Annotated in this window: 9 protein-coding genes; 3 read left to right on the top strand and 6 right to left on the bottom strand. The window is 53.0% G+C overall.

Translation table 11 applies throughout. The annotated features are described in order from the left end of the window. Positions 1 to 70: 70 nt before the first annotated feature. From AB1S56_RS02115 to AB1S56_RS02095, 5 genes are all read right to left on the bottom strand, one after another. Positions 71 to 2185: a methyl-accepting chemotaxis protein gene (locus tag AB1S56_RS02115; protein ID WP_340870255.1), complete on the bottom strand. Its 2115-nt coding sequence runs from the start codon at positions 2183 to 2185 to the stop codon at positions 71 to 73. A 124-nt stretch (positions 2186 to 2309) separates the two neighbouring features. After that, positions 2310 to 3485: a Ger(x)C family spore germination protein gene (locus tag AB1S56_RS02110; protein ID WP_340870256.1), complete on the bottom strand. Its 1176-nt coding sequence runs from the start codon at positions 3483 to 3485 to the stop codon at positions 2310 to 2312. A 3-nt stretch (positions 3486 to 3488) separates the two neighbouring features. Next, positions 3489 to 4964 carry a spore germination protein gene (locus AB1S56_RS02105; protein ID WP_340870258.1) on the bottom strand — a complete coding sequence of 492 codons (1476 nt, stop codon included), beginning with the start codon at positions 4962 to 4964 and terminating at the stop codon, positions 3489 to 3491. After that, positions 4957 to 6045 (bottom strand): endospore germination permease, encoded by a 1089-nt coding sequence (locus AB1S56_RS02100; RefSeq protein WP_340870259.1) that lies wholly within the window; start codon positions 6043 to 6045, stop codon positions 4957 to 4959. The genes AB1S56_RS02105 and AB1S56_RS02100 overlap by 8 nt, the downstream gene beginning before the upstream one ends. A gap of 462 nt (positions 6046 to 6507) precedes the next feature. After that, the gene (locus AB1S56_RS02095; RefSeq protein WP_367903416.1) at positions 6508 to 7701 is read right to left on the bottom strand and encodes an IS256 family transposase; all 1194 of its coding nucleotides are present in this window, start codon (positions 7699 to 7701) and stop codon (positions 6508 to 6510) included. Positions 7702 to 7779: 78 nt separating this feature from the next. On the opposite strand from AB1S56_RS02095, the gene AB1S56_RS02090 reads away from it, so the two are divergent. Further along, a complete protein-coding gene (locus AB1S56_RS02090) occupies positions 7780 to 8286 on the top strand; it encodes a hypothetical protein (RefSeq protein WP_367903415.1) in 507 nt (168 codons plus the stop codon). Between the two features lie 11 nt (positions 8287 to 8297). Here the strand turns inward: AB1S56_RS02090 and AB1S56_RS02085 are convergent, their stop codons facing one another. After that, a complete protein-coding gene (locus tag AB1S56_RS02085) occupies positions 8298 to 10634 on the bottom strand; it encodes an AraC family transcriptional regulator (RefSeq protein WP_340873628.1) in 2337 nt (778 codons plus the stop codon). 242 nt (positions 10635 to 10876) lie between these two features. Between AB1S56_RS02085 and AB1S56_RS02080 the strand changes: the two genes are divergently transcribed. Together AB1S56_RS02080 and AB1S56_RS02075 are read left to right on the top strand one after the other, a co-directional pair. Next, positions 10877 to 11794 (top strand): ABC transporter permease subunit, encoded by a 918-nt coding sequence (locus AB1S56_RS02080; RefSeq protein WP_340873629.1) that lies wholly within the window; start codon positions 10877 to 10879, stop codon positions 11792 to 11794. Between the two features lie 12 nt (positions 11795 to 11806). Then, positions 11807 to 12676, top strand: coding sequence for a carbohydrate ABC transporter permease (locus AB1S56_RS02075; protein ID WP_340873630.1), 870 nt, complete (start codon positions 11807 to 11809; stop codon positions 12674 to 12676). The last annotated feature ends 16 nt before the right edge of the window (positions 12677 to 12692 follow it).

The following is a 12692-nucleotide window of genomic DNA, read 5'->3' as shown; positions in this document are numbered from 1 at the left end:
AAATATAGCATCGAATCGCGCCTATGAAAGCGCTATACAATAGCACTCTTTTATGAATACCTATACTTTTTTAAGGTGCGCCCTGTCCATCCTGGGTTTCTTGTGTACGGAACCGGGCAACGGCCTCTTTCAGCTCGGCCACAAGTTCCACCAGATGGCCAGCGCTCATCGACACCTCGCCTATGGATTGGGTCTGCCTGTCCATGGATGACGCGATCTGCCCCGCAGACGCCGTTGTCTGCTGGGATACCGCAAGAATCGTCCCCATGGAGGCCACCACCGCCTCCTTTTGCGCTTCGATGCTCGCGATCATGGAGAGCTCGCTTTGCATATGCTCCCCTATCCGGCCTAACGAGCCGTTCATGTTGCTTATGGCATGGCTGACTTCCGTCACAGCCATACGCTGCGCTTCGTTCATTTGGTTTGTCTCACCGACGACGGCTACAAGGCTGTCCGTTTGCGCCAGCATCTCGCCAATTGTGGTCTGAATGCTGTTTGCCGACTGCTTCGCCTGCTGGGCCAGCTTCCTTACCTCGCTCGCCACGACCGCGAAGCCTCTGCCGTGCTCGCCAGCTCTTGCGGCTTCGATGGATGCGTTGATGGACAGGATGTTAGTCTGCTCCGTAATCACGAAGATCGCCTTCGTTACGGCATGAATGGATTGCGAATGACGGCTGAGCTCGTCCACCATGGACGATACTTGGCCAAAGGCCCGCTCCAGACGGGCGTAAGATTGCTCCAACTGCGCAACCTGGCTGTTGCCTCCTTCGAGATCCCGGCTGGCATCGGCGAGCACGCGCTTCATCTCCTCCGACTGGCCCGTCAGCCGCTCAATCTCCCGCCCCAGCACGAAGACCGCATCCGAGCTCCTCTCAATCTCAGACGAGGTATGGGAGGCGCCCCTCGCAATTTCCTCCGATGATTGAGCAACCCTCTTGCCGGTCACCGCATTCTCCGCAGCAGACTTCTGCATCCCGCCGGCCGTCTGCTCCACCGCCTGCACGCCGAGTCCCACTCTGTGAATGAGCGCTCGCATGCTTCCCAGCATGGCGTTGTAGCTGCGTGCCAGCTCTCCAAGCTCGTCTTGCTTGCCATATCGGAATTCTGAGACCAGGTCTCCTTCTGCTGTCCTCGCGATCGTCGCTCGAAGTGAATTGATAGTGCTCAGCAATCCCGTGGCGATGTAATACGCAGCCAATCCGCCGATGATGACGCCAATCGCCAGAGCGGCCGCGCTGGTGCCTGCGAATTGGAACAGCCGCCCCGTCAGCGCGCTACGCTCCACGAAGGAGACAACACTCCAATCCAAGGAGTACACAAACGAGACCTCGCCGTTATAGCGAACCCCGTCCCATTCGAAATCCAGACCGCTTCTCTTGCCAGCCGCTACCGCTTCAACCCAGTCGAACGTTCGCTTCATATCATTCGCATCCGGAATAGCATTCGTCACGCCAGGCATTCCGCCGCTCGCATTCGGGTCGATATTCGTGCTGTCCAGCCCTTGCATGAACGATGAAATGATCAAGCCCTGATTATCATAGATGACCAGCTTGTTGTCGCCGAAACGCTCGTTCGACTCCCGCAGCAGGCCGATTCCCTTCAGGTCGATATTAAAGCCGGCCACGCCATGCCATTGTTCTCCGAGAACGACAGGTGTGACTATCGACACGGTCATGTTGTCCGATAGGTCGTCCATTCGAACGTCCGTCCAGGCCGTATCCTTCTTCTCTAGAGCCAGCTTATAGTGCGGCAGCTCTCTTGCATCTCCCGTTGGCTCGAATTCGTGTGCCGCAAGCTGCCTCCCTGTCGAGGCGGGGATAAAAAACACGCTCAGCAGCGCTGGATCCTGCTCTTTGACAGCCTGAAGCATGACCGTTATATCCCGCTCTGACGACTCCGACCGCTCCGCGATTCGGACGATCTCGCCCGCCATGCGCTCTGCCGCCTTCTCATATTGCTCGGCGAACATCCGCAGTTCTCTGGTAGCGCTTTCAACAAGGACCGCGTTTTCATTCGCGAAGGTCTCCCCCAGCGTCGCCTGCATGATGCCGAAGCTCATGGCATTGGAGCCCATCTGCGACAGCAGGACGGCCGCCGAGATGAGCACGATCCACTTCACCCGCAATGACCGCCAGCCGATGCCCTCCATACGTCGCGGAAGCAGTCTCATCCATCTTTTATCCATCTATTCAGTCCCCCTAGTCATTCCCATTCATCCCCCATCGTACACGAGTTTGTTCAGCGCCACGCTTCCATTTAGGTAGAATTATTTGTTTTGCATAGCACTTTTTTGTGGTGGTTACCCACCATTACTCCTTCTGCGGCTTTGTTAGTACGTTCCTGTTCTTCACAGTGCTCGTATGTCGAATATTCACGTGGACGTTAATTGTCGACAGTGTGTCCGGACTCATAATCGTGGCCTCCGGCGAGGGAAGGGAGCTCCACAAGCGATGATGGTAGCGGAACATATGGTATTCGAGATTCATCACATCGGTATGCTTGCGCCGGCCGGTCTGGAACAAATCCTCTACCTCCTTGCGAATGACCTTCTCCACCGCTTCGTTAAGCTCCCCCGTCTTGCTCCATTCGTTATTGGCGCGGTTGACCAAATAGCCGGACCCCTCGTACAGAAATTTGAACTCCGGAGAGTAGCCCCCCTGCAGAAGCTTCAGCTTAGGTTTGCTCCTGTTAATAACAGCTTGAACCGATGGCCCACCATCAATCGGTACAGGGACGCCCGCTCGCTGCGTATCCTTCTGAATCCACCTCATTCCAGTCAGCTCCTTTAATGGAATGAAGCTCCGATAAGACTGGTCCTTTACAAAAATCGCGCCGTCGATCATAAGCAGCTTCTTGCGTTTATTTTTCTCCGTCCATTGCAGGTTATTAACCGCCAGAGTCGGAATACACGTCGTATAGCCAGGCTCATTGAGATAGCTGATCAGCCGATGCATCTGGACTGAGTGTATGAACGAAGATTGCTGATAGATACCGCCCGGCTCATGCAATATCGTACTAAGGGGCGATTGGCCATAGAAGCCGCCTTGGCTCAATATCTCCTTCACCGAGCCCCTTGTACCGAATACGACCGGAGTCAGTCGAAATTCATTGTAGCGCGTTATACTGTCCAGAATGGAGGGCAGCCCCTTCTTCATAGCCGACTCGCTTATGACCACTGCCGTCAAATGCCCCCAGAAGATCCGCTCCTGAGCGGTTCGGTAGATATTGAAAAAAGAATCCTCGAATGTTTCCCCTCTTCCTTCGCCAATCCATATCCTTGCCTCTTGATTAATGCCTTCCGTCGTTTTGGCCTCTGCCTGCAGATCGACGAATTGAACAAAGCCTCTATATTCTCCATCCTTGTAGTCTACGCCAATTGCCGTTGCATAGTTGAGCCTTTCAATGTTTTTGACGTCCGTACTGCAGCCTGACAGAGTCAGGACAACCCAGCCCAGAGCTATGAATAACATTAAGGTTAGCCGCATGGGTCACTTCTCCTTCTTGTTCTCAATCATCTCCGCCGTAAATTCCTTTCTCTTAAATGGATTGCTTGCTATTCCCGCCAGCCAGTCTCTGAACTGCAGCGATACGATGGGCTCCAGATAAGCGAGGCCAAACGATTCCAGCCGGCACATATAGATAAGCAGTCCGAACATTGCGAGAAAAAATCCGTATATGCCCAGGTAGGCGGATGCAAGAAGAGTCGCCGTCCGGAACAAGCTGACGCTGCCGATCAGGGACTGATTCACGAGCGAATACGTTGCGACAGAGGAAATTGCAATAACAACAAGCAGCGTAGGCGATGCCAAGCCTGCCCGTATTAAGGCATCTCCGATAATGAGCCCGCCGACAATGCCGATTGTCTGGCCTACCGCCTTCGGCAGACGAACACCGGCCTCCCGTAGCAGCTCGAACAAAAAGATAAGCAGCAGCGACTCCAGGAACATAGGCAGCGGGACCCCATTGCGCGAGATGACGACAGTCGACACCAGGGAGAAGGGGATCTGATCCAGATTAACGGAGGCAATCGCCAACCAAAATCCCGGCAGAGCTATGCTGATGACCATGCCAATCAGCCGCAGAAATCGCTGGACGGCGACATGATAGTAGGGATAATGAACGTCCTCCGGCGTCTTGAGCAGCTCCAGGAAGTTGGAGGGGCCAATCAATACCATTGGAGAGCCATCGACAATAATGGCGAAGCGTCCCCTCAGGAGTGTCTCTACAATAAAATCCGGTCTGCCGATGTAGTCTAAGAGCGGGAACAGCGCAAACGTCTTGTCTGCAATCCACTGCTCCAGCTGGCCGCTGCTCACAACCGCTTCCGTCTGCAGCTTCTCCAGGCGACTCCGCGCCTCCTTGACCATCGTGGGGTCCGCTTTGTGTTCCAGGTACAGCAAGGCGATTCGGGTGCTCGTTAAGCTGCCCGCCACAAACTGCTCACAGTACAGATGAGCCGTTCTCAACCTTTTGCGGACAAGCGATATATTAGTGAAAAGCTCTTCTGTGAAGGCGTCCCTCGGACCTTTAATCGATATTTCTGTATTGGATTCCTGCATGGAGCGCTGCGGCACCTTGGCCACATGAACCATCCAGAACCGCGTCTCGCCAGCAACATATAAGATCAGACTGCCTCCCAGCAGCCCCTCCAGCATCTCTTCCATGGATTCGCCGCACTGCATGAGCGGCATTTCGAACGGCAGCGAGGCATCGGCATCTGAAGGTTGAAGCACGAACTGGCATAAGCCTACAAAATATTCATTCAGCTGCACCTTGTCGATCATACCTTCGCAATATACAGCGGTCAGCTCCATCTCCCCAGGATAAGGAGGAGGCATCGGAAACTGGAAGTCTGTGTACCGCCTGAAGACCTCCTCCAGCCGCTCTCGCTTCAGCAGCCCCGAATGCAGTTCAGCATCCAGCTCCTGAAACAAATCAACGAGGCTTTGCCCCTGCTCACCCATCTCGCTTCACCTCCCTCCTTCCTCTTACATAACTAGCCGCAAACAATGTTGCTGTGACAACAGCGCCCCATATCAAGGAGCTCTTGTAATAGTACTGGTGGAGCCAGCTCTGTATTGTAATATCGCTGACTTCCAGTAGCGCTGGCAGCGCCATGAGGAATAGGACTGTAATTAACACAGCCTGCTTCATCGCTGGCTTGCGAAGCTCCAGCGCCTCCACCAGCACATGCAGGCACAGCCCTGCTCGCACCACACTCCCGGCCATTAACTGGAAGGCAGCGAGAAAGTCCACATGAGAGATGTAATGGCCAATCATGACAAGTCGCCACTGCTCGAAGGGAGGAAATCTGAGGTTGCCTGCCTGAACGGGACCAAATGCGGCAATCGCCCCTACAGTTGGACCCAGAATTAATCCAGCAAGCAGGGTGATGACAACGAGCAGCATGGCATAATGGATGGGCTTATTCATTCTGTGCTGCAGCAGCAGCAGTACAAGCAGATCGAAGCTCCCGCCAACAGCAATCATGGAGCCAGCCATTGGCGCTGACCAACCCTCCGCCAGTACCGGCTGGAGCAGCCCGTAGTCCTTGCTGTCCATCGTGAATATCGCCACGCCCATACCAAGCAGCCACACGAGAGGAAGCAGCAGCGCGGCCATGTACACCAGCGTCTTCAGTCCCGCTTGGGCCGCCCAGTACGTTAATAGAACAAAGCTTAGTATGGTGATTGTAGACGGTGTTCGGGGGAGAAAATAGATTGTCACATTTTTGGTCGTATCGTAGATGATAATAGCTCCAGCCAGCAGAAAATACAGGAGGACGCTCCCACCGATTAAGCCATAAGAGATCGCCCCTCCCCGGCCGTTCAGCCAGCTCTTCAAGCTTTGCCCCCTCATCGACTTCAGCACGCGGTAGAGGAGCATACTCCAGAGAACCAAGACGCCATAACCGATAATTACGCTAAGCCATGCGTCCCTGCCCGCCTTCTGCAGCAGATGAGGAAGAATTAACACGTGATTGGAGATGCCGAGAGCCAGAAGCAGGAGAAACACGATTTGGGTCCGCGAAAATAAAGTATCCATATTATTCCTCCAAGAGAAACCGTTGGTAATCTTAACGTTTCCTATTGAGGAAAATTTATGTGGATTGTTTGGGGAGCGAGGGGTTTGGAGCATTTAGACGTGCCAGAAACGTCTATTTCGGCGGGAGCGCTGAGTTCGAGGCATTTAGATGTGTCAGGAACGTCTATTTCGACGGTGACGGGGGTTTTGGAGCATTTAGACGTGCCAGGAACGTCTATTTCGGCGGGAGCAAGGGGTTTGGGGCTTTTAGACGTGCCAGGAACGTCTATTTCGGCGGGAGCGAGGAGTTTGGGGCATTTAGACGTGCCAGGAACGTCTATTTCGGTGGTGACGGGAGGTTTGGGGTAACGTCAAGAATATTGTGTAGTAGGTTTTTCCATCGGGACGATGGATATGTTTTTGTTTTAATGGGTGGTGGTTTGCTGGGGGGCTCCGCCCCCCAGCAAACCACCGGTCAGCGTCTTACATTTCTTCCTTCGTTCGCAACGAGCCGTACCGTGACATAAACATTTCTTCAAAGACAGCCTTGGTTTCCGGATCTGCAAATCCACGGATGGCTCTGCCGAACCACTTCTCGTTATAGCCTGTCGCTTGCAGATAAATGATCTTCTCGGCGGATTCAATGTTTGTCAGGCTATTCATAGGCTTTAGCCTTTTGCGTAGCTCCTTGTTCATGCGCTCAATTGCATTCGTGGTATAGACCGCATACTGCACCATCGGTGGATACTTGTAGAAGGTGAGCAGCGTGGAGAGCTGTTCTTCCCAGGAAGCTACTTCGCGGGGATAGCGCTTGCCCCACGTTGCTTTAAAACCGTCAAATACGGCTTTTGCGACATCTCCATCAACTGCGGTATACACCTGCTTTAAATCATCTAGAAATTCAGTTTTGTCGGAAACACGGATCTTGGGAAACGTCGCACGAACCTTATGCACGACACAATGCTGCACATCGGCTTTGGGGTAGATCTTGCGAAACGCTTCTTCAAGCCCTGGCAGTCCGTCAAACACGCCTAACAACACGTCAGTAGCGCCACGGTTTTTGAGATCTTTAAGTACCTCCATCCAGCCGTTAGAGCTCTCATGGCCGCCAACGTCGAAGCCTAGGATCTGCCGGTAACCTTTTTCGTCAATGCCCATAATTAAATACACGACCTCACTACTTACCGTGTTGCGTTTCAATTTGACGTACAGACCATCGAGATAAATGACAGAGTAACGCTGTTCGAGTTGGCGTGTCCTCCATTCATGAATGTCCTCCATGACGGTTTTGGTGATGTTGCTGATGGTCGCTGGTGAGTACTGGCTGCCAAACATGCTTTCAATGAAATTAGCCACCTCACGCGTGCTCATACCGCCTTTGTACATGTGTATGATTGCTTCTTCCAACCAACCTTCTCGGCGTTGGTACGGTTTAAACAAACTTGTTTGGAACTTGCCCTTACGATCGCGTGGTACTTGAAGATCGTGGATCGTCCCGTAGCGAGTTTGAAAAGCGCGCGTATAGTGGCCGTTACGGCTGTTGCGCTCATGAGGCTGTTCAACCGTCATGTAATTTTTAAGTTCTTCACGGAGCAGTAATTCCAGCTTCTCCTTCAACAGCTTCGTAACAGTATTTTCAAGTAGCTCATTAAACAGATTTTCGGGTATAGTAGTCATCGAGTAGGGTCCTCCTCTTGGTGATCTCAGCAATCCCGAGGATACCCTACTTTTTTTCGTTTTGGAAAGGACCAAAACTTGGTACACAACTTATTGTACGTCATCAGGTTTGGGGCTTTTAGACGTGCCAGAAACGTCTATTTCGACGGTGACGAGGGTTTTGGAGCATTTAGACGTGCCAGAAACGTCTATTTCGGCGGGAGCGCTGAGTTCGAGGCATTTAGATGTGTCAGGAACGTCTATTTCGACGGTGACGGGGGTTTTGGAGCATTTAGACGTGCCAGGAACGTCTATTTCGGCGGGAGCAAGGGGTTTGGGGCTTTTAGACGTGCCAGGAACGTCCATTTCGGCGGGAGCGAGGAGTTTGGGGCATTTAGACGTGCCAGGAACGTCTATTTCGGTGGTGACGGGAGGTTTGGGGCTTTTAGACGTGCCAGAAACGTCTATTTCGACGGTGACGAGGGTTTTGGAGCATTTAGACGTGCCATGAACGTCTATTTCGGCGGAGACGGGGGTTTTGGAGCAGTTAGGCGCGCGAAACATAGAAAAGAGGCCGTCCTAGGGACAGCCTCTTCCATAAAGTAAGCTCAATGAGCCTACTGCTGCAACTGGCGGAACATCTTCGGCGTGGTGCCCTGCGATTCCCGGAACTTGCGGATGAAATAGGCGGAGCTGTTGAAGCCGGTCTTGCTGGCGATGTCCTCTACCGTCAGCTCGGTGGACAGCAGCAGCTCCTTGGCCCGCTCCATACGGATCGCGTTCAGGTAATCGACGAAGTTCATGCCGGTCTCGTCCTTGAATATTTTGCTCAAATAACGGGGGCTCGTCTGCACAAGGTCTGCCAGATAGTCCAGCGACAGCGGCATATGGTACTGCTCGTGAATGTACGACTTGACCCGGTCTACGATTTCATACGTCCGGTCATTGGTCTTGCTTTCCATCAGCACCCACGTCTTGACGACCATCCGGAACAGCAGCTGCTGAAACTCCACGATATGCTTCACTTCCTTGAGCTCCTCCTGCACGTAAGCGGAGACGATATCCTTGGAGCGCAGGTTCATCTCCTTCAGGTAGCTGTAGAAGGCGTTCATCATCTCGGACCAGCGCTGTTCGCAATGCTGCAGCGAGTAGTTCCCCTTGCCCATCTGCTCGATAATGAGGAGCATCGCTTCCTCCGTCGCCTCCGGCTGACGGCCTCGCAGGCTTCTGGCGAAGCTGTCCACCAGCTCCTCCGGCATTTCCTCCTTGCTCTCCTCGCGGCGCAGCAGCTCCACCTCATAGACCGCCTGCACCCTCGGCAAGTAATAGAGATAGCTCGACAGCTTCTCCGTCTGCTTGTAGGAGTCGGGCAGCGCAAGCGGCGATTCCACCGTCCCGCCGATTAATATTGTCGCCTCCACCATGAAGTTGGCATAGATGACGGATACGACATCCCGGCAGCGCTCTGCCAGATGGTTCATCTCCGCTACCTCCAGATTCACAACGATGCCAATCCGATCATTGGACAAATCCGCCGCAAAGACGCGCATAGGATGCTCCGCCAGCTGCTCCTCCACCTTCTCCATCACGTAAAATTTCACAAATTCTCTCGTTTCCGTATCCATATCAGCCATCTGCTGCGGGGACAGCTGGATCTGAATGGCGACGTACCGATTGAACGGGAACGACGCACGGAGCAGCTTCAGCCGGGCTTGCACCTCCTCGTTGGAGTTGTAGCCTTGCAGCAGCAAGCCGTACACGAAGTTGTGCTTCATAATAGGCATATTGGAGCTTAGCGTATGCTGCAGCTCGTTCACCTGCACCGACAGGCCGCCGATCATCTCATTAATCATGAGAAATTCATTGGCGGAGGCCCCCTCCTTCTGCTGCAGCGCGCTGTGTCCTTGCCCCAGCCACGTTCTGGCGGAGTTGACGATCGTCCGCACGGGGTGATAGAAGCGGGAGGCGAATAAATGCGCCAGCAGCAGGCCAACCACAATGACCGCTATGCTGGTGAACAGGACATTGTTACGAATGCGGGCGCCCTTGCTGTAGAATTCCTCCACGGGCGTGAAGCTGATCAGCCTCCACCCGTAGGAGGGAAGCGTCGTATAGCCGGCGATCGTGGCTTCATCCCCGATATCCACAACCTGGTGCAGGTTGGTCTGGGGCGCCTGGGCAATCTGTCCCACCAGCTCCGACCACGCCTTGCTTGGCAAGCTCGACACACTGGAGGCCAGTACATTCCCGTAAGCATCCACAAGAACGGTAATGCTCCGATCGCTGGAGGATTTGTTCGCAATCAGCTGATCAATCAGCTGAGCCCGGATATGAATGGCCACGAAGCCGCGCTGCTTGGAGCGATCGCCCGTCAGCGGATACGGCCTTACCAGCGTAAGCCGCTTGGCGGAATGCTGCTCCGCCAGCCGCGTCTCCGCATCCGTAAGCAGCCACAATGAGGTAGGGGCCGTTGCGGTGGCGGCTTTGATCCAGTAGGGCTGCCCCATGCTGGCGGACGCGGGGTCATCCCCGAAGGTCACGCCGCGAAGCGATGAGATGCGGAGACCGGAGTCGATCACATACATGTCGATCGACTCCACGATATCCGGCGCCGCCGCAACAGCCGTAGACAGCAAGCCCTGGACGTTTTTGATTTTGACATATTGCCCGCTGGCAGGACCGTTGAACAAATCCAGCAGGTCGGCATTCTGATAGGAGTCAGTGACAAGCCCCAGATAGATGGATTCCGCCTTCTGAACGACTGTCATATCGATGGTCGAACTCCATTGGCTCAATATTCGCTCGTTAACCTGCTGCACCTGCTCATTGAAATGCTGGGTGAATTGCAGGTATGAGCCATAGCCGACCAGCACGACGGCAAGCACGAGCAATAAAATATACGAAAGAATGAGCCGGAAGAAGAAGTTGCTTTTGCGTCGCAGTAAAGCCAGCATTTCTCTTCCCTCCCCGTCGAGATGTATTCACTTATAATGTAGGAATAATACGGCGAAAGTCAATGGAAATACGGGCTTGCGTCGTTTTTTATTATCGTGTGGAAATGTTTATACCGCCAAGATGACGCATTTTTATATCCCTGCGGATCTTTAGGATTTCCGAATAAGGCACCGCTGGGTATAGTAAAGCTACGCAAGCGGGCTGAACGCTAAACCGCGATGAAAGACGAGGTGAACAACAAATGAATCTGCTGAAGCTGCCTGTACTGCGTTCATACGCGAGACACAAATACTTGGTTCTGCTATTTATCCCAGCGGTCATCTATTATGTTATCTTTCATTATCTACCGATCTACGGGATGCAGATCGCATTCAAGGACTACGTATTCAGTAAAGGAATATGGGGAAGCGAATGGGTCGGCTTCCAGCACTTCCGGGATATATTCGGGATGGAGAGCTTCTGGCAGGTATTCCGCAATACGCTCATTATTAGTATGTATAAGCTGATATTCGGATTCCCGGCTCCCATTGCGCTGGCGATTCTGCTGAACGAAATACGGCTGGTGTTCTTCAAGCGTATTGTTCAGACGGTGAGCTACATGCCTCACTTCCTGTCGTGGGTCGTTATCGCATCCTTGTTCATTCAGTTCCTGTCGCCGTCGATCGGACCGTTGAACGCTGTGATCAAATGGATGGGCTTCGAGCCGATCTACTTCATGGCTGATCCCAAGTGGTTCCGCACCGTACTGGTACTGACGGACATGTGGAAGGAAATTGGCTGGAGCTCCATTATTTATCTGGCAGCGCTCACAGGCATTAATCCCGAGCTTTACGAGGCATCCAAGGTAGACGGAGCGAACCGCTACCATAACATCCGTTATATCACGCTCCCTTCTATGGTGCCGGTTATTACCATCATGTTTATCTTTGCAATCGGCAAGCTGGTTAATGACGACTTCGATCAAGTATTCAATATGTACAACTCAGCGGTATATGAGGTCGGCGACGTCCTCAGCACATACACGTACCGACGAGGCTTGGTCGATATGGAATACAGCTTTGCGACGGCAGTCGGCTTGTTCAAGAATGTCGTGGCCTTTACGCTGATTGTTATTACAAACGCCATAGTTAAGCGAGTGAACAACTACGGCTTGTGGTAGGAGGCAAGTACGATGAAGCAGAAATGGTCCTTTTCGAGTGTTGCGTTTGACGTCTTCAATCATACGTTGCTCATTCTGCTATGTTTAAGTATGCTGTATCCGTTCCTGTTTCTGTTCACGATGTCCTTCAGCTCGCCGGAATCGTCGTTCGCGACGATACGGCTGCTGCCTGAGAAGTGGACTGTGAACAATTACGTCAAGGTATTAACGAACGAGTTCATTCTGTCGGGCTTCGCCAATACGTTCATCCGGACGGCGCTCGGCACGGTGCTGACCCTGATTGTCACGGTATGCACCGCATATCCGCTGGCCAAGCGATATTTTCCAAACCGAAACTTCTGGACGATGTTCGTCGTGTTCACGATGTTCTTCAGCGGCGGACTCATTCCGCTCTACCTGCTCGTCAAGTCGCTTGGCATGATGAATACGACATGGGCGCTCGTGCTGCCCACACTCATTCATACCTTCCATATGATCATCTGCCGGAACTTCTTCATGTCACTTCCAGAAAGCCTGGAGGAATCCGCGAAGATCGATGGGGCGAATGAGATTATTATCCTGTACCGTATTGTCATTCCACTCTCGATGCCGATTCTGGCGACAGTCGTGCTGTGGACGGCCGTATGGCACTGGAATGCATGGTTCGACTCTCTCATCTACATCTCCGATCCAACGAATCAGGTGCTTCAGGTTGTTATGCGCCGGATCGTTCTGGAGGGAACTCAGCAGATGATGGACATGAGCGATCCCGAAGCGTATCTGAATCCGGAGACGATCAAGGCCGCCACGGTTATGGTCACCACGATTCCGATCATCCTGTTCTACCCCTTCTTGCAAAAGCACTTTGTTAAAGGCATTCTTGTAGGTTCATTAAAAGGGTAATCTACCATTCAGGGAG

The organism is Paenibacillus sp. PL2-23 (assembly GCF_040834005.1).
GTDB lineage: Bacteria > Bacillota > Bacilli > Paenibacillales > Paenibacillaceae > Pristimantibacillus.
The sequence above is the reverse complement of the archived record's forward strand: the minus strand, read 5'-3'. Positions and strand labels throughout refer to the sequence as shown.

Excerpts from the sequence above, each read along its gene's own strand:
- AB1S56_RS02080 (WP_340873629.1), top strand. The coding sequence starts at position 10,877 with ATGAATCTGCTGAAGCTGCCTGTACTGCGTTCATACGCGAGACACAAA.
- AB1S56_RS02085 (WP_340873628.1), bottom strand. The coding sequence starts at position 10,634 with ATGCTGGCTTTACTGCGACGCAAAAGCAACTTCTTCTTCCGGCTCATT.
- AB1S56_RS02110 (WP_340870256.1), bottom strand. The coding sequence starts at position 3,485 with ATGCGGCTAACCTTAATGTTATTCATAGCTCTGGGCTGGGTTGTCCTG.
- AB1S56_RS02075 (WP_340873630.1), top strand. The coding sequence starts at position 11,807 with ATGAAGCAGAAATGGTCCTTTTCGAGTGTTGCGTTTGACGTCTTCAAT.
- AB1S56_RS02095 (WP_367903416.1), bottom strand. The coding sequence starts at position 7,701 with ATGACTACTATACCCGAAAATCTGTTTAATGAGCTACTTGAAAATACT.
- AB1S56_RS02115 (WP_340870255.1), bottom strand. The coding sequence starts at position 2,185 with ATGGATAAAAGATGGATGAGACTGCTTCCGCGACGTATGGAGGGCATC.
- AB1S56_RS02105 (WP_340870258.1), bottom strand. The coding sequence starts at position 4,964 with ATGGGTGAGCAGGGGCAAAGCCTCGTTGATTTGTTTCAGGAGCTGGAT.
- AB1S56_RS02100 (WP_340870259.1), bottom strand. The coding sequence starts at position 6,045 with ATGGATACTTTATTTTCGCGGACCCAAATCGTGTTTCTCCTGCTTCTG.